Consider the following 22,125-nt stretch of genomic DNA (forward strand, 5'->3'; position numbering starts at 1 on the left):
GAATAAAAGAGGAAAGAGGGATTGGATTGGCGGAGATTGGAATCATCATGGGCAGCATTTCAGATTGGGAGACAATGGAGCATACGTGCAAGCTATTGGAAGAGCTGGAAATTCCTTATGAAAAAGAAGTCATTTCAGCGCACCGTACACCTGAGGACATGTTCGAGTATGCGGCATCGGCTAGAGGCAGAGGATTGAAGGTAATTATTGCCGGAGCTGGCGGAGCAGCACATTTACCAGGAATGGTTGCCAGCAAGACGACTTTACCTGTCATTGGTGTACCGGTCCAGACGAAAGCGCTCAATGGAATGGATTCTCTTCTCTCCATCGTTCAAATGCCTGGCGGCGTACCTGTTGCGACAGTAGCTATCGGGAAGGCAGGAGCAAAAAATGCAGGCCTCCTAGCCGCACAGATGCTCGGTATCCATGATAATCAGATAGCCGAGCGACTGGCTGCTTACCAAGAAAATATGAAGAAACAAGTGGCAGAAATGAGGAATCAGCTTGCGACCAAATAACAACAAAACAATTGGCATTCTCGGCGGCGGTCAGCTTGGACGGATGATGGCCACAGCTGCCAAACATATGGGTTACCGAATCGTTGTTCTCGATCCAACGCCCGATTGTCCAGCGGCACAAGTTGCAGACAATCATATAGAAGCGGCTTATGATGATTTAACAGCCATTCGAAAACTGGCAAGCTTAAGTGATGTTGTCACCTATGAATTTGAAAATGTAGATTTGGAAGCAGCCAGATTACTTGAAGCAGCGAATAAGCTTCCTCAAGGTTCCCTGCTCTTAGAAATCAGCCGAGACCGAGCAAATGAAAAGAATCTAATGAAAGAGCTTGATTTGCCGGCAGCTCCTTTTGCCATTGTGAAAGAGGAGAAGGAATTGCTGACTGAAATAAGAAGCATTGGGTTTCCAGCTGTCGTGAAAACATGCCGCGGCGGATACGACGGCAAGGGACAGCTAAAACTGAATGGTAAGGATGATTTGCCAGAAGCAGCCGAATTTGTCCGTAAAAATGGACGCTGCATACTTGAATCATGGCTGACCTTCGATAAGGAAATATCGATTGTGCTCACAAGAGGAACAGATGGAGAAATTACTTTCTTCCCAGCTGCCGAAAATGAGCACCGTGACCATATCCTGTCTCGAACAGTTGTGCCAGCGTCTATAACGGACGAGGTAGCGGAGCAAGCTCGCACAGCTGCTGGCAAGCTAGCAGAGGCGGCCGGAGTTGTCGGCACGTTCACCGTTGAAATGTTTGTTGCTGGCAATCAGCTGTATATGAATGAAGTGGCGCCTCGCCCGCATAATTCCGGTCATTATACAATTGAAGCTTGCACGGTATCGCAATTTGAGCAGCATATTCGCGCTATTTGCGGACTGCCGCTTTTGCCGGTCCATTTTATCGGGGCCGCCGTTATGATAAATTTATTAGGAGAAGCGCTGGACCAGTATTGGCAAGCACCTGACAAACCGCTTGCTCATCTGCATGATTACGGCAAACAAGAAGCCGAGCCGAAACGGAAGATGGGGCATTTCACAATGGTTGGTACGTCACGAGAAGCTCTGCTGGATGCAACCGACGCCTTTACACGATCACTAGGAGGAAACAAGGCATGATTGAACGTTATACAAGAGAAGAAATGGGCAAGATTTGGACAGACGAAAATAAGTACCGTGCATGGCTCGAGGTAGAAATCTTAGCATGTGAAGCATGGAGTGACCTTGGCATTATCCCTGAGTCGGACGTCAAAGCACTACGCGAGAACGCATCCTTTGATATCAACCGTATTTTAGAGATTGAACAAGAAACACGTCATGATGTAGTCGCCTTCACACGTGCTGTCTCTGAGACGCTTGGAGAAGAGCGCAAATGGGTGCATTACGGTCTGACATCCACAGATGTTGTCGACACAGCGCTTTCCTATATCTTGCTGCAGGCAAACGAAATCATCCGTAAAGGCATCGTTGACTTCATCGACATTTTGGAAACAAAAGCGAAAGAACATAAGCATACCGTCATGATGGGACGTACACATGGTGTGCACGCTGAGCCGACAACATTCGGTTTGAAACTTGCACTGTGGTACGAAGAAATGAAACGTAACTTGGAGCGTTTTGATGCAGCAGCTGATACGATTCAATACGGCAAACTTTCCGGTGCGGTCGGTACATATGCAAACATCGATCCGTATGTAGAGAAATACGTGACGAAAAAGCTAGGCTTGAAGCCAGCGCCTGTATCTACACAAACATTGCAGCGTGACCGCCATGCACAATATATGAGCACACTGGCATTGATTGCAACAAGCATTGAAAAATTTGCAACCGAGATTCGCGGCTTGCAAAAAACGGAAACGCGTGAAGTAGAAGAATTCTTCGCCAAAGGGCAAAAAGGATCGTCGGCAATGCCGCATAAGCGTAACCCAATCGGCTCTGAGAATATGGTCGGCATGTCTCGTCTGATTCGCGGGCACATGGTAACAGCATATGAGAACGTTGCACTTTGGCATGAAAGAGATATCTCTCATTCCTCCGCAGAGCGCGTTATCTTACCGGATGCAACAATTGCACTGGATTATATGCTGAGCCGCTTCTCTAACATTGTGAAGAACTTGACAGTTTTCCCAGAAAACATGAAGCGCAATATCGATCGCACGTACGGCGTTATTTTCTCACAGCGTGTCCTATTAGCACTTATCGACAAAGGCATGAGCCGCGAGCAAGCTTACGATATTGTGCAGCCGAAAGCGATGGAAGCATGGGAAACACAGACACACTTCAAACAGCTGATTGAAGCAGAAACCGAAATCGCTGCTTTCCTTAGCCAGGAAGAGATTGATGACTGCTTCGACTATACGTATCACTTGAAGAACGTAGATCAGATCTTCCATAAAATCGGCTTAGAATAATACTTTGACAAACGGGGTGGAGAACGTGAAAGGCAAATTGCTTTATGAAGGAAAAGCCAAGCAAGTATTTCAATCCACGGAGGACGAGCAGCAGCTCGTGCTCTCCTATAAGAATGATGCAACAGCATTCAATGGCAAGAAGAAAGCAAGCTTCGAAGGAAAAGGCCGTTACAACAATCTTATTTCTGCTCATATTTTTGATTATTTGAAAGAAAAGGGTATTACGTCACACTTTATCAAGACGCTAAATGAGACAGAGCAGTTAGTGCGTCAGACGTCAATCATACCGCTCGAAGTAGTTGTCCGGAATGTTGCAGCAGGAAGCATTACCAGAAGACTTGGTATTCCTGAGAAAACTGTTTTTCAACCCGTTTTGACAGAGTTTTACTACAAAGATGACAGCTTGGATGATCCGATTATCAATGACGCACATGCGCTGTTGCTGACGGATCTGAATGAAGATGAGCTTGTTTTCATTAAGCAAGCAGCATTGGAAGTCAACCAGCATTTGCAGGCATTCTTCGACAGAGTCGGCCTGCAGCTGGTCGATTTCAAACTGGAATTCGGCCGTGATCAGAATGGCTCTATTCTTCTCTCAGATGAGATTTCACCGGACACGTGCCGGCTTTGGGATAAAGAGAGTGGCAGCAAAATGGATAAAGATGTGTTCCGTGAAGACATTGGGAGTTTGATTGACGTATATGATGCAATTTTAAATCGACTGGAGGCAGCAAAATGAAAAAGGTCAGAATCTTCATCACGCTGAAAGAAGGGGTTTTAGACCCGCAAGGTAAGGCTGTACAAGAAGCATTGCAGGCAAATGGTTTTCCGGAAGTAGCCGATACGCGTGTCGGAAAATATATCGAAATGAGTTTGCCGGATAATGCCGATACAGCACAAGAAGTGCAGCGTATGTGTGATAAGCTGCTAGCCAATCCTGTGATGGAAGAATACAGCTACACAGTCGAGGAGGGCATCAAGTCGTGAAATTCGCTGTCATCGTTTTTCCAGGCTCCAACTGTGACCGAGACATGTATCATGCGGTCCGGGACGGTTTAGGAGAAGAAGCTGATCTTGTATGGTATGAAAATGCAAATCTAGCAGACTATGACGCTATTTTGCTGCCAGGCGGCTTTAGTTATGGTGATTATCTTCGCTCCGGTGCTATCGCGTCGGTATCAAACGTCTTAAATCAGATTAAACAAAAAGCGGAAATAGGTACACCTGTCCTTGGTGTTTGCAACGGATTCCAAATTCTCTTGGAAACAGGCTTGCTGCCAGGAGCTATGCTGCGAAATGAAAAAATGAAATTTATGTGCCACTACGAAACATTAGTAGTGGAACGTAACGATACGCTGTTTACGAGCAGTTATGAAAAGGGACAGGAAATTCAAATTCCTATCGCGCATGGGGAAGGTAATTACTATTGTGACGATGCAACGTTGGAGACGTTACAGCAAAATAATCAGATTGTTTTCACTTACAAAAATAATCCGAACGGTTCTCGTGCTGATATCGCCGGGATCGTCAGCAAAGCCGGAAACGTACTCGGTATGATGCCGCATCCAGAACGAGCGGTGGAGGATCTGCTTGGTTCAAAAGACGGTTTGGCACTATTCCAATCTGTATTACACCACTGGAGGGAAATGTATGTTACAACAAGCTGAAATCAGTCCAGAAAAAATCGAACAAGACCGTCTGTATCGCGATATGGGTATGACAGATGAAGAGTTCCAATCTGTTAAAAACATTTTAGGCAGACAGCCGAATTTCACCGAAACAGGCATTTTCTCCGTTATGTGGTCCGAGCATTGCAGCTATAAAACATCTAAGCCATTATTGCGTAAATTCCCGACCAAGGGACCGCATGTGTTACAAGGGCCCGGCGAAGGAGCCGGCATCGTTGATATCGGCGATGACAAGGCAGTCGTGTTCAAGATCGAGAGTCATAACCATCCGTCCGCGGTCGAACCTTACCAAGGCGCTGCAACAGGTGTCGGCGGTATTATCCGTGATGTATTTTCCATGGGAGCGCGTCCCATTGCGCTGTTGAATTCCTTACGCTTCGGCAATCTGACAACACCTCGTGTGAAATATTTAGTAGAGGAAGTTGTTCATGGTATTGCAGGGTACGGCAACTGTGTCGGCGTACCAACTGTCGGCGGTGAAATTCAATTTGATACAAGCTATGAAGGCAATCCATTAGTGAATGCCATGTGTGTCGGCTTGATTGATCAAAAAGATATCCAAAAAGGAATCGCTGCCGGGGTTGGCAATACGGTTATTTACGCTGGTGCCCCAACTGGCCGCGATGGTATCCATGGTGCGACATTCGCTTCAGAAGACTTGAGTGAAGAGTCCGAATCCAAGCGTCCGTCTGTGCAAGTTGGCGATCCGTTTATGGAAAAGCTTTTAATCGAAGCTTGTTTGGAAGTTATCCATCATGAAGCGCTTGTTGGTATGCAGGATATGGGTGCTGCCGGTTTAACATCCAGTGCGAGCGAGATGGCGAGTAAAGCTGGCATGGGAATGGAAATGAATTTGGATCTTGTACCGCAGCGAGAGCTGCATATGACGCCTTACGAATTGATGCTGTCAGAATCACAAGAGCGCATGCTGCTCGTGGTGAAAAAGGGACAGGAGCAAGGCATTATTGATGTATTTGAGAAATACGGCTTACAAGCTGTTGCAGTTGGAACAGTGACGGACGATAAGCAGTTCCGATTGCTGCATCATGGAGAAATTGCTGCTGAAATACCGGTTGATAGTTTGGCAGAAGATGCACCAGTTTACTATAAAGATTCCAAAGTACCAGATTATTTCACGAAGTTTCAAACAATGGATTACAAGCCAGCTGTTACAAATTATGCAGAAACGCTCAAACAACTGCTGCAGCAGCCGACAATTGCCAGCAAAGAATGGGTGTACGATCAATATGACAGCATGGTTGGTGCTGATACAGTAGTTGCGCCAGGAAGCGATGCGGCGATTGTTCGCGTTCGCGGCACACAGAAAGCCATCGCCATGACAACTGACTGTAATTCTCGTTATATTTACCTCGATCCGGAGACGGGCGGGAAAATTGCAGTCGCAGAAGCAGCTAGAAACATCATCAGTTCTGGTGCCAAACCGCTGGCTCTCACTGACGGCTTGAACTTTGGCAATCCAGATAAGCCGGAGAATTTCTGGCAGATGGAAAAGAGTGTAGACGGCATGAGTGCTGCTTGTCTTGCATTGGATACACCAGTTATCAGCGGAAATGTATCGCTTTACAATGAATCAAACCAACAGTCTATTTTCCCGACACCGATTGTCGGTATGGTTGGCTTAGTGGAAGACATCAAACATGTAACGACGAGCACATTTAAGCAAGCTGGTGATGCTATCTATCTAGTAGGGGAAACAAAAGCAGAGTTCGGCGGCAGTGAGCTGCAAAATCTGCTTGAAGGACGCTACTACGGAAAAGCTCCAGCTATTAATCTTGATATCGAGGCAAGCAATCAGCAAGCAGTTCTAGCTAGCATCCAGCAAGGACTAACAGCTTCCGCACATGATCTTGCCGAGGGCGGTTTGGCTGTCGCATTAGCAGAAAGCTTGTTTGGCACAACACTTGGCGCACAAGTGACAGTAGAGGAAGATGTTACGGCAGCACTTTTCAGTGAATCACAATCACGTTTCCTAGTATCTGTTTCACCTGATAATCAAGCAGCTTTTGAAGAAGCAGTACCAGCGGCAGCGCAAATCGGCGTCGTGACAGAAACAGCGGAACTTACAGTTGTACAGGGAGACAAGACAATCATCGCAGAAGCAGTACCAACACTTGAGGGACTTTGGAAGGGAGCTATTCCATGCTTGCTGAAATCAAAGGCTTGAACGAGGAATGCGGTGTCTTTGCGATTTGGGGTCATGAGAAAGCAGCAGAAGTAACGTATTACGGTCTTCATGCCTTGCAGCATCGCGGGCAGGAAGGCGCCGGCGTTGTAACAACAGACCGAGAAAATCTGCATTTGCATAAAGGTCTTGGCTTGATTAATGAGGTGTTTGCTGGTGGTGAGTTTAATAAGCTGAACGGTAATGCCGCGATTGGTCATGTTCGCTATGCAACTGCCGGCGGCGGTGGCTATGAAAACGTGCAGCCATTGCTGTTTCGTTCCCAAAAAGACAGTCTCGCAATTGCCCACAACGGCAACCTTGTTAATGCATACGGATTAAAGCAGCAGCTGGAAGCGCAAGGCAGCATCTTGCAAACATCTTCTGATACAGAAGTAATCGCGCACTTGATCAAGCGAAGCGGCCAGATTGAGTTGGATGAAGCGATCAAATCTGCACTCAGCATGGTCAAAGGCGCGTACAGTTTAACGATTCTCACAGAAACGCAAATGTTCGTTGCAGTAGATCCGAAAGGCTTGCGTCCCTTATCGCTCGGTAAACTCGGAGATGCCTGGGTTGTATCTTCGGAGACATGTGCTTTTGATGTAACAGGAGCAGAATATGTACGTGAAGTGGAGCCCGGCGAGCTGATTACAATCAGCGATGCTGGCTTGCATTCGCAGCGCTTTTCTTCCACGTTGGAGCGGTCACTTTGTTCCATGGAGTATGTCTATTTCTCCCGTCCGGACTCCGATTTGAACGGCCAGAATGTGCATGCTTCTCGTAAAAAAATGGGTAAAGTGCTCGCGCAGGAAGCGCCTATTGAAGCAGATGTTGTCACAGGTGTACCTGATTCCAGTATTTCTGCTGCAATCGGTTTTTCCGAAGCAACCGGCATTCCATATGAGCTTGGATTGATTAAGAACCGTTATGTTGGCCGAACGTTTATCCAGCCGTCTCAAGAGCTGCGGGAGCAAGGCGTGAAGATGAAACTGTCTGCTGTACGCGGAATCGTGAAAGGCAAGCGTGTCGTCATGGTCGATGACTCTATCGTGCGCGGGACAACGAGCAAACGAATTGTCCGCATGCTGAAAGAAGCTGGAGCAACAGAAGTACATGTGCGAATTGCATCACCCCCGATACAGAATCCGTGTTTCTACGGCATCGATACGTCGACGACTTCAGAGCTGATTGCAGCGAATCACAGCATCGAAGAAATGCGCGAACTAATTGAGGCAGATTCACTTTCTTTCCTTAGCGTCGATGGTCTCCAGGATTGCATTGTTGGCGATAACGACGTCATGACACACGGCATCTGCAAAGCATGCTTTACAGGAAATTACCCAACTGAGATCTATCCGGATACTGTACTTCCGGCATACAAGTGTTAGGAGGCCAAGCATGAGTGAACTATACAAGCAAGCCGGCGTAGATGTTGAAGCAGGCTATCGCGCAGTGGACTTAATGAAAAAGCATATCAAACGAACGAACCGCCCCGAGGTCATCGGCGGTGTCGGAGCGTTTGCTGGACTATTCGATTTATCGTCGTTTTCTTATAAGGAGCCGGTACTTGTTTCCGGAACAGATGGAGTGGGCACGAAGCTGAAGCTGGCATTTGATATGAATCAGCATGATACAGTCGGCATTGACTTGGTTGCGATGTGCGTGAATGACATTATTGCTCAAGGCGCACAGGCATTGTTTTTCCTGGATTATATCGCTTGCGGCAAAAATGAACCGGAGAAGATGGAGCAGATTGTCAAAGGTATTTCTGACGGCTGTGTCGAAGCAGGTGCTGCCTTAATCGGCGGTGAAACGGCGGAAATGCCTGGCATGTATGCAGAAGACGAGTATGATTTGGCTGGTTTTGTTGTCGGTATCGGCGAAAAGTCGAAACTTATCAGCGGAGATGCTGTGGAAGCTGGCGACACGATCATTGGAATTGCATCCAGCGGTTTGCATTCAAATGGTTTTTCATTAGTTCGCCGATTGCTGGAGGAGCACAATCTATCGCTGGATGACGTATATGCACCGTTTGATCGTCCTTTAGGAGAGGTTTTGCTGGAGCCGACGAAAATTTATGCAACAGCTGTCCGCGCTGTCCAAGAAGAAATAGACATTCACGGTATTTCCCACATTACCGGCGGCGGCTTTCATGAAAATCTGCCTCGCGCAGTGCCAGACCATCTCGGTGTTCGCATTCAGACAGACAGCTGGGAACTGCCGGCTGTTTATGAATTTTTGATGAACAAAGCAGAGATCGCTTTTGACGATATGCTTGGCGTATTTAATACCGGTATCGGTATGGCGCTGATAGTATCCCAAGAAGACACCGAGCAGTGTTTGAGCTTACTTCAGGATGCTGGCGAAAAAGCCTGGATCATCGGCGAAGTGACAGAGCAAAACGGCGTGGAGTTTCAAGCATGATTGCAGCTGCTGTCTTTGCTTCTGGCAGCGGCAGTAATGCGGAGGCAATTGTGCAGGCTTCCGCATTACCATGCGCTGTTTGCCTGCTTGTTTGTGATAAACCCGAAGCTCCTGTTATCCAAAAAGCAGCAGGATGGAATGTAGAAGTCTTTGTTTGCGACCCAAAAACTTTCCCAGATAAGCAAGCTTATGAACAAGCAATCTTAACGAAATTGCAGGATATGCAAATTGAGTGGATTTTCTTGGCGGGATATATGCGCTTGATTGGATCTACCTTGCTAGATGCATTTGCGAATCGGATTATAAATATTCATCCGTCCTTATTGCCTGCATTCACCGGCAAAGATGCCATCGGACAAGCGTTGGCCGCTGGGGTAAAAGTGAGCGGTGTGACCATTCATTTTGTCGATAGCGGTATGGACACAGGCACCATCATCGCCCAAGAAGCAGTTCCTGTGCAGCCAGGAGATACACATCACACCTTGCATCAGCGAATGCAGCAAATTGAGCACCGTTTATACCCGGAAACGATTCATTACATACTTACACGAGAAGGAAAGGAATGACAGCTAATGCCACGTGCGTTAATCAGCGTTTCAGATAAAACAGGAATCATCCCATTTGCCAAGGAGTTGGCGGCGATGGATTATGACATCATCTCTACTGGAGGAACGCTTAAGCAGCTGCAGGAAGCAGGAGTTCCGGCTGCTGCAGTAGCTGACGTGACAAAATTTGATGAAATTATGGACGGACGCGTGAAAACATTGCACCCAGCCATCCATGGCGGCTTGTTGGCTAGAAGAGATGATGAAAGCCATATGCAGCAGCTGAAAGAACGTAATATCACACCAATAGATTTGGTTGTTGTCAATCTGTATCCTTTCAAAAACACAATCAAGAATCCAGATGTAACAGAAGCCGATGCTATTGAAAACATTGATATTGGCGGACCGACAATGCTTCGTTCTGCAGCAAAGAACTTTGCTGGCGTCACAGTTTTGGTCGACCCAGCTGATTATGAAACAACGCTAGCCGCTTTGCGAGAAGGAGAGCTTTCTTATGAAGCGAAACGTCGCTTGGCTGGGAAAGTGTTCCGTCATACAGCTAACTACGATGCGATGATTGCAGGTTACCTGGCAGAATTGAATGACGAGCAGGACAATGAAACATTGACGCTTACGTACGAAAAAGTGCAATCCTTGCGTTATGGCGAAAATCCGCACCAAGCAGCCGCATTTTACAAAGACCCAATCGTAAAAGGGGCTTCGATTGCGAATGCAAAGCAGCTGCATGGCAAAGAACTTTCTTATAATAATATCCAAGATGCTAATGCTGCGCTTGAGATTGTAATGGAATTTCAAGAAGCCGCTGCAGTAGCAGTGAAGCATATGAATCCATGCGGCGTCGGAATCGGGGAAACAATTTCAGATGCTTTCCGCAAAGCATTTGAAGCAGACTCTACTTCAATCTTTGGTGGTATTGTAGCTTTGAACCGGGAAGTAGACAAAGACACAGCTCTGCAGCTGAAAGAAATCTTCTTAGAAATTGTGATTGCGCCAAGTTTCACAGAAGAAGCACTAACATTGCTAACCGAGAAGAAAAACATTCGTTTGCTGGAGCTTGCTGCGGACAAAATAGAGCAGCCGAAAAAAGTTGTCAGCGTCAGCGGCGGACTGCTTGTACAGGACTATGATACGGGGGCAGTTACAGAAGCTGATCTTACAGTGGCAACGAACTGTAAGCCAACAGATGAAGAACTGAAGAATTTGCTTTTCGCTTGGAAAGTCGTGAAGCATGTGAAATCCAACGCGATTGTCGTAGCCAAAGATGATCAAACCATCGGTGTTGGTGCAGGCCAGATGAACCGTGTCGGTGCAGCCAAAATTGCGTTAGAGCAAGCAGGTGACAAAGCAGCAGGAAGTGTTCTTGCATCAGATGCATTCTTCCCAATGCCAGACACAGTGGAAGCAGCTATTCAAGCTGGCGTGACGGCAATCATTCAGCCTGGCGGATCGAAACGAGATGAGGATTCTATCGCTGTATGTAATGCGCACAATATTGCCATGGTCTTTACAGAAATGCGTCACTTTAAGCATTAATTGTCAGGGGGAGTACATGTGAAAGTTCTTGTAATCGGCAGCGGCGGCCGGGAGCACAGTATCGTTGCGAAGCTAGCTTCAAGTACGAAAATAACCGCGTTATACGCAGCACCAGGAAATGGCGGAATAGCTGATCTGGCTACCTGTGTACCAATTGATGTAACAGCAGTGGACGACCTGGTAAGCTTTGCAAAAGAAGAGCAAATTGACTGGACCTTCGTTGGACCGGAAATTCCATTGCTGGCTGGTGTCGTCAATGCTTTCCAGCAGGCAGGATTGCATGTGTTCGGACCAACAAAAGAAGCAGCTTTGATTGAAGGCAGTAAGAATTATGCCAAGCAATTTATGCAAACACATCACATTCCAACAGCTGCTAGTCAAACTTTCACAGATACAGCAAAAGCAAAAGCGTATATTGCTGAAAAAGGTGCACCAATTGTTGTGAAAGCAGACGGTTTAGCAGCTGGGAAAGGTGTTGTTGTGGCGCAAACGGTCGAACAAGCGAATGAGGCTGTAGAAAGCATGCTCGTAGGAAACCAATTCGGTCAGGCTGGCAGTCTGGTTGTTATTGAGGATTTCTTGGACGGCAAAGAATTTTCACTCATGGCTTTTGTAAACGGAAAGAATGTGTATCCGCTTGTTCCTGCTCGTGACCATAAGCGCGTTTATGATCATGATCAAGGTCCAAATACGGGAGGCATGGGGGCGTATGCTCCCATCCCGGATTTGCAGCAAACAGTTATTAATGAGGCAATCGAGCGTATTCTTATCCCTGCGGCAGCTGGTTTAGTTGACGAAGGACGTTCTTTCACAGGTGTTCTTTACGCAGGTTTGATTGAAACAACTAACGGACCAAAAGTGATTGAATTTAATGCACGTTTCGGAGATCCGGAAACACAAGTTATTTTACCGCTTTTGGAAAATGACTTGCTGCAAGTGATGCAGGATGTAACTGCTGGCAAAAATCCGTTGCTGAAGTGGAAAGATGCCTACGCAACCGGAACCGTGATTGCAGCCAGCGGATATCCTGGTAGTTACCAAAAGCAGCTTTCTATTCCGGATTTGTCTACTCTGCCACAAGATGTTTACTGCATCCATGCTGGATCAGAAAAAACTGCTGATGGGTATGTTTCCAATGGCGGACGTATCTTGTTCATTGGCGCTGTACATCAAAATCGGTCTGACGCAGTTAAAAGTGTCAAAGAAGGACTGAAAACATTTGAAAATAATGCCCTTTTCCATTACCGAACGGACATTGGGTTTGGAGAATAAAAATGCAAGAAGAACTGGTATGCAGCCAGTTCTTCTTTTTTATGAGCCTTCAGATTCTGATTCTTCTTTATGCCGGAACTGATTAATCAAAGCCATGCTTGGACAGTATCGCACGATTCCTTCAGCGATTTTAACTGCACCAGCGAGCAGTGTTAAGTGGGCAGTAAGCTGCTTCGGTTTGGTGACTAGGGCAGCTGTCGCATAACCGACCATGCTGATGCCTGCGGCAATTCGGATTAAAGCTTGGACAATCCCAATATTCGGTTTCAGCATTTGTGGCACCTCTTTTCTTTTGACTTTATTTTCCCTCCGCACGAGCTGCCTATGCGAGTATAAAAATTCCATTGGACTCACATGGCGCAAAAATACTTCAGATGTTGTATGATAAAGGATAAGGTAACAAGCACAATCGTACGTATGGGGAGGGAAGCTGTATGCAGCTTGACAAGCTCCGTGGTGAGCATTTAGATGAATTGTTTGAAGCAATTCTGACACTGGAAGATAAGGAAGAGTGCTATCGCTTCTTCGATGATATTGCGACAATCAGTGAAATACAATCACTGACACAACGCCTGCAAGTTGCGAAGATGCTTCGTGAAGGTGCAACGTATCACGCCATTGTGCAAGAAACAAGTGCGTCTACAACAACAATTTCACGTGTGAAGCGTTGTCTGAATTATGGTAACGACGGGTACAACACGGTTCTGGAACGTTTGGAAGATAAAACAGAAGAATAAGGAGCTGACGTGGATGGTACGCTTTGGTGTGATTGGAACGAACTGGATTACAGAATCTTTTTTGGAAGCAGGAAGAAAGGTTAAGGGCTTTGAACTGACAACAGTGTATTCCCGAAATGCGGAACGAGCTGCCGAATTTGCAGAAAAGCAAGGTGCTGTACATACATTCACTGACATGGAGGAAATGGCGGCGAGTGGGAAAGTGGACGCTGTTTATATTGCCAGCCCAAATGCATTGCACGCAAGCCAAGCAAAAATTTTTATGGAGCATGGCGTACATGTATTATGTGAAAAGCCGCTTGCATCCAACGCAGCCGAAGTGAAGGATTTGATTGAGACTGCTAAACAGCATGATGTGCTGTTAATGGAAGCGTTGAAAACAACATTTTTGCCGAACTACCGCATCGTCCAGCAGCATTTGGATAAGATTGGACCAATTCGCCGATATGTTGCGCAGCTTTGCCAGTACTCATCTCGTTATGATGCCTACAGGCAAGGGAAAATCTTAAACGCCTTCAATCCAGAGCTTAGTAACGGAGCTACAATGGATATCGGTATTTATTGCTTGTATCCACTTATTGCATTGTTTGGTAAGCCGCAGGAGATAAAAGCGAGCGGGACGTTGCTCGAATCAGGCGTGGACGGACAAGCAACCATTACGCTATCGTATGAAGGAATGGAGGCAGTCGTTTATTATTCCAAAATCACCAGCTCCACACAGCCTTCTGAAATTCAAGGGGAAGATGCAACCATTAAGATCGACCATATCGGCCATTTTGAAGATGTCACGATTCAATATCATGACAGCACCGAAGAAACGATTAGCGGACCGCAGGATAATGAGCACCGTATGGTATACGAGATAGAAGAATTTGTAAACTTAATTCAATCCGGTAAACGAGAATCCAGTACGAATACGCATGAATTGGCGCTTGCTGTAGCAGAAATTATGGATAAAGCACGCAGCCAAATCGGCTTAGTATTCCCTGCTGATCGAATCCAATGAACAAGAAAAGCCTGGCAATCCGATGCCAGGCTTTCTTCGTTCGTCAACTGTTCGTATTTTCCTCTGGCAACCACTAAATTATCCCGTCGATTTTTGCTATAATGTACGTTATGGAAGCAAGTAATGGAGGACGTACACGTGTATAACATGAAAGAGTGGAAACATATATTCAAGCTTGATCCGGCCAAAGATATTGACGATGAGGATTTAGAGAAAATCTGCGAGTCTGGTACGGATGCGATTATTGTCGGAGGCACGGACAATGTGACGCTGGATGGTGTACTTGATTTGCTTGCGCGAATTCGCCGTCATACCGTTCCAGTTATTTTAGAGATCAGCAATATGGAGGCAATTACGCCAGGTTTTGATTACTATTATGTGCCAATGGTGATGAATAGTAAGGACAAGCAATGGATCATGGGGCTGCACCATGAAGCAGTTAAAGCTTACCGTGATATGATGCATTGGGACGAAATTGTCATGGAAGGGTATTGTGTCATCAATCCGGATGCCAAAGTGTTTACCCATACGCAATGCAACATGCCGACTGAGGATGATACAATCGCTTATGCTTATATGGCAGAGCATATGTACAAGCTCCCCGTTTTTTATTTAGAAAACAGCGGCGCTTATGCAGATCCGGCACTCGTACAAAAAGTGAAAAAGCAGCTGTCAAATACGCTGTTATTTTACGGGGGCGGCATTACGTCAGCCGAGCAAGCAGCAGAGATGAAGCAGCATGCGGATGTGATTATTGTCGGAAACCACGTGTATGATAATATAAAGGCTGCTCTGAAGACAGTCAAAGCAGTAAAAGGATAGAAATAAAGGCGGTGCAAACATGAGCCAATTGGCGAATGATTTAATAAATGGATTAAATAAAGAGCAAGCAGAAGCTGTGCAGCATACGGAAGGACCGCTTTTAATTATGGCAGGAGCCGGAAGCGGGAAGACCCGCGTGCTGACGAACCGTATTGCTTATCTGCTTGGAGAAAAAGAAGTGTCGCCGCGCAGTATATTGGCGATTACTTTCACAAACAAAGCAGCTCGTGAAATGCGGGAACGTGTGCACAAATTAGTCGGAGAAGAAGGCGCTCAGATTTGGGTTTCGACTTTCCACTCCATGTGTGTACGCATTTTACGTCGCGATATAGACAGAATAGGATACAACAGCAACTTTTCTATTTTGGATACGAGTGACCAGCTGTCTGTTATTAAGCAGGCACTGAAACGGCTTAATCTGGATCCTAAACAATATGATCCGCGTGCCATGCTAGGCGCTATCAGTTCATCTAAAAACGAATTGATTACGCCGGAAGAGTACCTCAAAGAAGCAGGTAGCTTGTATGAGAAGAAAGTGGCCGAAGTATTTGATTTGTATCAAAAAACATTGCGCCGCAATCAGTCACTCGATTTTGATGATTTGATCATGCAAACGATTCAGCTGTTTGACCGCGTGCCGGAAGTATTGCAATACTACCAGCGCCGTTTCCAATACATCCACGTAGATGAGTACCAGGATACCAACCACGCGCAGTATCGTTTGGTAAACCAGCTGGCATCCCGTTATAAAAATCTTTGTGTGGTAGGGGACTCTGACCAATCGATTTACCGCTGGCGCGGAGCTGATATTGCGAATATCCTCTCCTTTGAAAAGGATTATCCAAATGCAAAGGTCGTTATGCTCGAACAAAATTACCGCTCGACGAAGACGATTCTTGATGCAGCCAACAAAGTAATTGGCAACAACACAGGACGCAAGCCGAAGAATTTGTGGACGGATAACATGGATGGTTCCAAGCTGCGTTATTACGAAGCAGCGACAGAGCGGGACGAAGCTTTGTACGTGACAGAGAAGATTGAAGAGATGGTTATTACCGAAAAGAAAAAGCATTATCGCGATATTGCAATCTTGTACCGCACGAATGCCCAGTCTCGTTCGATTGAGGAAACGTTCGTAAAAGCAGGCGTTCCGTATCAAATGATTGGCGGCACGAAGTTCTATGACCGCAAAGAAATCAAAGATATGCTCGCTTATCTTCGCTTAATTGCCAACCCAGATGATGATATCAGCTTTGAGCGTGTCGTTAATGAACCAAAACGCGGTATTGGGAAAACTTCTATCGAGAAATTGCAAGCTTATGCGAACATGCATGAGATATCTTTGTTCGATACATTAAAAGAAGTCGATTTCACCGGTGTCAGTGCGAAAGCTGCCAATGCACTGAGTGAATTCGGAACGATGATCAGCAACTGGACGAAGCAAGTTGAATTTTTAACAGCGACAGATATGGTGCAGCAAGTGCTGGAAGGATCAGGCTATGAAGAGATGCTGCGTGCGGAGAAAAGCATCGAATCACAAAGTCGTCTGGAGAACTTAGAAGAGTTCAAAACAGTAACGAAAAACTTTGAGCAAACGAGTGAGGATAAGTCATTGATTGCCTTCCTGACTGATCTTGCCTTGATTGCAGATATTGATTCGATGGATGAAGATCCAGCCAGCGACGACAAGGTCATCTTAATGACACTGCACGGTGCAAAAGGACTGGAGTTTCCGGTTGTGTTCCTTATCGGAATGGAAGAGAATGTCTTCCCGCACAGCCGTTCACAAATGGACGAAACAGAGATGGAAGAAGAACGCCGTCTTGCGTATGTTGGAATTACCCGTGCGGAAGAAGAGCTCTATCTTACTCGTGCAAAGATGCGGACATTATTTGGCCGGACAAACATGAATCCAGTCAGCCGCTTTATTAGTGAGATTCCAAGTGAACTGCTGGAAGGGGTGCAGGAAACGAGACAAAATCCCTTTGGCCAAAGCAGCAAACAAGCGGCAGCTCAAAAGCAGGCTCCTAAGCGTGTTGTACGCAAGCCGAAGCCAAAATCAGGTGCCGATGCACTTGGATGGGGGCTTGGTGATAAGGCTGTTCATAAGAAATGGGGCGAAGGAACAGTCGTGAAAGTGAACGGCGAAGGAGAAGCAATGGAACTTGATATCGCTTTCCCGGCACCAGTTGGCATTAAGCGCCTGCTCGCGACGTTCGCACCGATTACAAAAGCTTAACTGAGGTGGCACAGCATGAAAAAAGAAGAAGCAATGCAAGAGCTTGCTGATTTGCGCAAAAAGCTCAATCAATACAATTATGATTACCATGTGCTTGATAATCCGCAAGTGTCTGATTACGAATATGATCAGACACTAAAGCGGCTTTTAGACATAGAAGCAGAATTTCCTGACCTTGTTACGAGTGATTCGCCTTCCCAGCGTGTAGGCGGGGCACCGCTCGAAGGTTTTCAGAAGGTGGAACATCGCGTGCCGATGCTATCTCTTGGCAATGCCTTTAATGAAGAGGATCTGCGAAGCTTTGATAAGCGAGTCAGAAATGGGCTGGAAACCGAGGATTATTCCTATATTTGCGAATTGAAAATTGACGGTCTTGCTGTATCCTTGCGCTATGAGAATGGTGAATTTGTTCAAGGAGCGACTCGCGGAGACGGTGCGACGGGAGAAGACATTACCCAAAATCTGCGGACAATTCGCAGTATTCCGCTTCGAATCGATTTAGAGGAAGCAATCGAAGTACGCGGTGAAGCTTTTATGCCGCAAAAATCGTTTGCTGCTCTGAATGCGCAAAAGGAAGAAAACGGTGAAGCGCCATTTGCAAACCCGCGTAATGCAGCTGCTGGTTCTCTGCGTCAGTTAGATCCGAAAATTGCTGCCAGCCGTAACTTAGATGTCTTCCTTTATGGCTCTGGTCAATGGGAGACAAATGATTTGGATTCCCATAGCGGCCTGCTTGATTATTTGGAACAGCAAGGCTTCAAGACAAATAAAGAACGCCGCCGCTGCGAAACGATTGAGGAAGTGCTAGCGTATGTGGAAGAGTGGAGTGCGAAACGTGCTGATCTTAGCTACGAGATTGATGGGATTGTTATCAAAGTGGACAAGCGTGAGCAGCAAGATGAACTTGGTTTTACTGCACGAACACCACGCTGGGCGATTGCGTATAAGTTTCCAGCCGAGGAAGTGACAACAAAGCTTTATGATATCGAGCTGAACGTCGGACGTACGGGCGTTATTACACCAACAGCGCTGCTGGAGCCGGTTCGAGTAGCGGGCACAACTGTACAGCGCGCTACGTTGCATAACGAAGATCTTATTCGCGAGAAAGATATTCGTATTGGCGATACAGTTGTCATTAAAAAGGCTGGCGATATTATTCCGGAAGTTGTCCGTGTCGTAACCGATGCCCGCACTGGCGATGAGCAAGAATTTCATATGCCAGCGAATTGCCCAGAATGCGGCAGCGAAACAGTTCGCCTGGAAGATGAAGTCGCGCTGCGCTGTATCAATCCAAGCTGTCCGGCACAGCTCGTGGAAGGATTGATTCACTTTGTTTCCCGGAATGCCATGAATATCGATGGCTTAGGTGAAAAAGTGATTATGCAGCTCTACAAAGCTGAATTGGTGCATACGATTGATGATTTGTACAAATTACAACGAGACAAGCTGCTCGAGCTTGAGCGTATGGGCGAGAAGTCTGCTGATAATTTGCTGCAATCCATTGAAGCATCAAAAGAAAATTCACTGGAGCGTCTATTGTTTGGCTTGGGTATCCGGTTTGTTGGATCCAAGGCAGCTAAAACATTAGCACAAGCTTTTGACACGATCGACAGACTGCAGCAGGCAACCGTGGAAGAGCTTGTTGCAATTGATGAGATTGGCGAAAAAATGGCCGATTCTATTTATCAGCATTTCCAAGAGGATAAAGTGATCCAATTGATTGAAGAGCTGAAAACAGTCGGAGTAAATATGACGTATAGAGGTATAAAGCCGCAGGAAGTAACAGCCGATAGTGTATTTACTGGAAAGACGATTGTACTGACTGGTAAAATGGAGGCTCTCTCACGCCCGCAGGCGAAAGAGAAAATCGAGGCACTGGGCGGAATTGTCACAGGCAGCGTTAGCAAGAAGACAGATTTATTGATCGCCGGTGAAGATGCTGGATCAAAATATGATAAAGCCGAGAAGCTCGGTATAGAGATATGGGATGAAGCACGTTTGATCGAAGCGTTACAGGAATAGAGAGGAGAAACACATGAAAAAAATAGCAGGTGTTCTTGGTATAGGAGCACTCTTTTTGCTGGCAAGCTGCGGACCGGTAGGAAACGGTGAAGAAGAAGTAAAGCAGGAAACAGCAGACGGCGGGGAAAAAACGTCGGTTGTTTCCAGCTATAATTATTCAGATGAAGAATATAAAGTACTGCTTCCTTACGAAAACAGCAAAGCCAAAGGTGTTGTGAATTACGAAACGAGCGCAGCACGTGGCGTAATTATCAATCAGATTGCCAACCGATTGGATATTAGTGAGGTCGAGGAAGGCCTGCGTAATCATTCCAAGGATGTATTTAGTCCGGAGGATTATTATTTCCGTGAAGGGCAAATGCTCGATAGCGACACGCTGTACAGCTGGCTGAGCCGTTATTCAAAGGCGCAAAAAGATAAAGATGGAAAAATCTCTAATGAAGAAAAAGCAAAAGAACTTGGTCTGAATCCAGAGTTGAACGAAGATGAAGCAAAGGAGGATGATTTCCGCGATAACCCGAAATATCTTTCTCACATTCTTGAGCAGGACTATATGACAGAGGATGACAACGGCGACATTAAACTGGGCGGAGTTTCTATTGCACTTGCCATGAAATCGGAATACCAATTTACAACAGGCGGTAAAGGTCCTTACCGTGAAGAAATTTCACAAGACGAGATGCTTTCGCAAGCCAATGAGATGGCGAAGAAAATTGTAGAAAGAATGCGAGAAAAAGAAGGACTTGGGCAAGTGCCAATTCATATCGCCATCTATCGTGAAGCAAAGAAAGAATCTGTTGTACCTGGTAACTTTGTTGCAGAAACGACAGTAGAAGAAGGCAGCAGTTCGGTAGGAGATTGGAAGAAAATCAAGGAAGATAACGTCTTGTTCCCATCGGATGATGCGGAAGAAAACTATCCTGATGAGAGCCAATACATTACCGCTTTTGAAACAAAAGTAGCAAGTTTCTTCCCGAACTACACAGGAATGGTCGGCAGAGGCTTTTACCAGGATGGCGAGCTGAAAAAGCTGACAATTGATATACCAATTCAATTTGAAGGAAATGCCGAAGTTGTCGCATTCTCGCAGTATGCATACGGACAGATTATGGATATCTTCCCAAACTATTATGATTTGGAAATGAACATCACATCCAATGATCAAACCGAAGCGCTCATCACAAGAGAACACGATACAAAAGAACCAAAAGTTTATATTCTTAATTAAAGCAGCCAATATAGAGACAAAATTATACAATATTAGACAAGACCAGGAAAGTATCCCTTGAAAATAGGTAGAGAAGCATACGCTTTAATCCCTACTTTCCCAATATGCTAAAAGCTGGGATGTGTTAAAATGAAAACAGGAACACATTCCAGCAATGGTCTTGGGCACAAGCTCTTACGCAGAAAGAAAAAAATGTTTCGAGGTGTAGCCCAAATGGAAATAGGCCCTTTAATTAAACTACATAGAATCAAGCAAAATATGACACAAGAAGATCTTGCAGCGGGCATTGTTTCAGAATCCTATCTGTCCAAAATTGAAAACCAAAAAACCGACGCCAGCCCCGAAGTCATCAGCCTCCTCTGTGAACGACTCGGCATTCAGCTGAACGCAGAGAATGAAGATATGATTAAGGAGAAGGCAGAGGAATGGTACGGCATGCTGTACGAGGTACACAATGCCGACGAAAGAAGACAGCGATTCGAGGAACTTGAGGTTCTGTTTAAAGCAAATAATTCCGACCATGAAATGTTGTTCGAGATTCAGAAGATCAGGTTTTTCTTGGTGGAAGGCAGAGTTGAGGAAGCGAAGGAACAGATTGAACGACTAGAATCACTGGAGAATACTTTTGAGCCAATTCATTTGTTTTATTGGAATAAATTTTTGGGGAATTACTATCACGGTGAGAAAGAAAAATTAAATCAAGCATTATCACTCTATCAACAAGCTGAGGGCATTTTAGGGTCTGTTGATATCACAGAAGATGAATCAGCTGATTTATATTACATTATCAGTATATTGCATAGTAAACTTGTAAATGACCTTAATGCTATGGAATATGCAAATAAAGCACTAGAGATATTTAGAAATTCATATAAATTTATTCGCTGCGCCCAGTGTCATATCATACTAGGTATAGCCTATAGAAGACTCCATATGTTGGAACAGGCTATAAAACAATATAATCTTGCAAAGCACTTGGGTGAAATCACAGAATCTAATGAAGTAATACAATTAACGAATCATAACTTGGGTTACTTGCATTCCAGAGCTGGAAATTCAAAAGAAGCAATAAAGTATTATATGGCTGCATTTGAATTAGAAAATGTGCCTTTAAATTATAAGCTCACTACGGGTACTTCCTTAATAAGAGAGTTTCTATTAAATAAGGAGTATGACAAAGCTTGTGAGTATATTACTTTTGCTGAGGAAATAATGCAAGCCAACTCTATAAAAACCAAGTTGGTAGATTTGGAAATTAAGGTTTTTAAATATATGATAAGCGAAGAGTTTAATAAATTCGAAAGCTTAATGGTAAACGAGTTAATTCCCTATCTCATTGAACAAGAAGATAATGTATATATAATTATCTATTCTAATATGATTGCTTCATATTATGAAGAGATTAAAAAGTACAAGAACGCTGCCAATTATTATAAGTTAGCTAGCCGCACTTATGAGAATCTATTGAAAATTTAGGAG

The 22,125-nt window shown here is 45.3% G+C and carries 20 protein-coding genes; 19 read left to right on the forward strand and 1 reads right to left on the reverse strand.

What is annotated here, in order from left to right; translation table 11 throughout:
- Positions 1-26 precede the first annotated feature (26 nt).
- The 12 genes from purE to purD are packed head-to-tail and all read left to right on the forward strand — an operon-like array spanning position 27 to position 12,592.
- Entirely contained in the window at positions 27-518 is a 492-nt protein-coding gene (purE, locus tag CRO17_RS13415; protein WP_097043008.1) for a 5-(carboxyamino)imidazole ribonucleotide mutase, read from the forward strand.
- Positions 505-1,632, forward strand: coding sequence for a 5-(carboxyamino)imidazole ribonucleotide synthase (gene purK, locus CRO17_RS13420; RefSeq protein WP_245864794.1), 1,128 nt, complete (start codon positions 505-507; stop codon positions 1,630-1,632). The genes purE and purK overlap by 14 nt, the downstream gene beginning before the upstream one ends.
- Entirely contained in the window at positions 1,629-2,924 is a 1,296-nt protein-coding gene (purB, locus tag CRO17_RS13425; RefSeq protein WP_097043009.1) for an adenylosuccinate lyase, read from the forward strand. The genes purK and purB overlap by 4 nt, the downstream gene beginning before the upstream one ends.
- A 25-nt stretch (positions 2,925-2,949) precedes the next feature.
- A complete protein-coding gene (gene purC / locus CRO17_RS13430) occupies positions 2,950-3,663 on the forward strand; it encodes a phosphoribosylaminoimidazolesuccinocarboxamide synthase (protein WP_097043010.1) in 714 nt (237 codons plus the stop codon).
- Complete coding sequence (purS, locus tag CRO17_RS13435) at positions 3,660-3,911, forward strand: phosphoribosylformylglycinamidine synthase subunit PurS (RefSeq protein ID WP_097043011.1); 252 nt, start codon at positions 3,660-3,662, stop codon at positions 3,909-3,911. Before purC ends, purS begins: the two co-directional genes overlap by 4 nt.
- Positions 3,908-4,591: a phosphoribosylformylglycinamidine synthase subunit PurQ gene (gene purQ, locus CRO17_RS13440; RefSeq protein WP_097043012.1), complete on the forward strand. Its 684-nt coding sequence runs from the start codon at positions 3,908-3,910 to the stop codon at positions 4,589-4,591. The genes purS and purQ overlap by 4 nt, the downstream gene beginning before the upstream one ends.
- Positions 4,575-6,797 (forward strand): phosphoribosylformylglycinamidine synthase subunit PurL, encoded by a 2,223-nt coding sequence (gene purL / locus CRO17_RS13445; RefSeq protein ID WP_097043013.1) that lies wholly within the window; start codon positions 4,575-4,577, stop codon positions 6,795-6,797. The genes purQ and purL overlap by 17 nt, the downstream gene beginning before the upstream one ends.
- Positions 6,773-8,185, forward strand: coding sequence for an amidophosphoribosyltransferase (gene purF / locus CRO17_RS13450; protein ID WP_097043173.1), 1,413 nt, complete (start codon positions 6,773-6,775; stop codon positions 8,183-8,185). Before purL ends, purF begins: the two co-directional genes overlap by 25 nt.
- A gap of 10 nt (positions 8,186-8,195) precedes the next feature.
- A complete protein-coding gene (gene purM, locus CRO17_RS13455; RefSeq protein WP_097043014.1) occupies positions 8,196-9,221 on the forward strand; it encodes a phosphoribosylformylglycinamidine cyclo-ligase in 1,026 nt (341 codons plus the stop codon).
- A complete protein-coding gene (gene purN, locus CRO17_RS13460; RefSeq protein ID WP_097043015.1) occupies positions 9,218-9,787 on the forward strand; it encodes a phosphoribosylglycinamide formyltransferase in 570 nt (189 codons plus the stop codon). Before purM ends, purN begins: the two co-directional genes overlap by 4 nt.
- Positions 9,788-9,793: 6 nt before the next feature.
- Positions 9,794-11,320 (forward strand): bifunctional phosphoribosylaminoimidazolecarboxamide formyltransferase/IMP cyclohydrolase, encoded by a 1,527-nt coding sequence (purH, locus tag CRO17_RS13465; protein WP_097043016.1) that lies wholly within the window; start codon positions 9,794-9,796, stop codon positions 11,318-11,320.
- A gap of 18 nt (positions 11,321-11,338) precedes the next feature.
- Positions 11,339-12,592: a phosphoribosylamine--glycine ligase gene (gene purD / locus CRO17_RS13470; protein WP_097043017.1), complete on the forward strand. Its 1,254-nt coding sequence runs from the start codon at positions 11,339-11,341 to the stop codon at positions 12,590-12,592.
- Positions 12,593-12,631: 39 nt separating this feature from the next.
- Here purD and CRO17_RS13475 read toward each other — a convergent pair whose 3' ends face one another.
- Positions 12,632-12,865, reverse strand: coding sequence for a YgaP family membrane protein (locus tag CRO17_RS13475; RefSeq protein ID WP_097043018.1), 234 nt, complete (start codon positions 12,863-12,865; stop codon positions 12,632-12,634).
- 161 nt (positions 12,866-13,026) lie between these two features.
- Here CRO17_RS13475 and CRO17_RS13480 point away from each other — a divergent pair, with 161 nt between their 5' ends.
- The 7 genes from CRO17_RS13480 to CRO17_RS13510 all read left to right on the forward strand — a co-directional run bounded on the left by CRO17_RS13480 (position 13,027) and on the right by CRO17_RS13510 (position 22,122).
- Positions 13,027-13,329: a YerC/YecD family TrpR-related protein gene (locus tag CRO17_RS13480; RefSeq protein WP_097043019.1), complete on the forward strand. Its 303-nt coding sequence runs from the start codon at positions 13,027-13,029 to the stop codon at positions 13,327-13,329.
- Between the two features lie 13 nt (positions 13,330-13,342).
- Positions 13,343-14,335, forward strand: coding sequence for a Gfo/Idh/MocA family protein (locus tag CRO17_RS13485; RefSeq protein ID WP_097043020.1), 993 nt, complete (start codon positions 13,343-13,345; stop codon positions 14,333-14,335).
- Positions 14,336-14,473: 138 nt separating this feature from the next.
- Positions 14,474-15,157 (forward strand): heptaprenylglyceryl phosphate synthase, encoded by a 684-nt coding sequence (gene pcrB / locus CRO17_RS13490; protein ID WP_097043021.1) that lies wholly within the window; start codon positions 14,474-14,476, stop codon positions 15,155-15,157.
- Positions 15,158-15,176: 19 nt separating this feature from the next.
- Positions 15,177-17,396 (forward strand): DNA helicase PcrA, encoded by a 2,220-nt coding sequence (gene pcrA / locus CRO17_RS13495; RefSeq protein WP_097043022.1) that lies wholly within the window; start codon positions 15,177-15,179, stop codon positions 17,394-17,396.
- Between the two features lie 15 nt (positions 17,397-17,411).
- Positions 17,412-19,418 (forward strand): NAD-dependent DNA ligase LigA, encoded by a 2,007-nt coding sequence (ligA, locus tag CRO17_RS13500; RefSeq protein ID WP_097043023.1) that lies wholly within the window; start codon positions 17,412-17,414, stop codon positions 19,416-19,418.
- Between the two features lie 13 nt (positions 19,419-19,431).
- Positions 19,432-20,646, forward strand: coding sequence for a CamS family sex pheromone protein (locus CRO17_RS13505; RefSeq protein WP_097043024.1), 1,215 nt, complete (start codon positions 19,432-19,434; stop codon positions 20,644-20,646).
- 129 nt (positions 20,647-20,775) lie between these two features.
- Positions 20,776-22,122, forward strand: coding sequence for a helix-turn-helix domain-containing protein (locus CRO17_RS13510; protein WP_097043025.1), 1,347 nt, complete (start codon positions 20,776-20,778; stop codon positions 22,120-22,122).
- Positions 22,123-22,125: the final 3 nt, after the last annotated feature.

Origin of the sequence: Terribacillus aidingensis (assembly GCF_900215625.1) — a bacterium.
In the GTDB taxonomy this organism is placed as follows: Bacteria; Bacillota; Bacilli; order Bacillales; family Amphibacillaceae; genus Terribacillus; species Terribacillus aidingensis.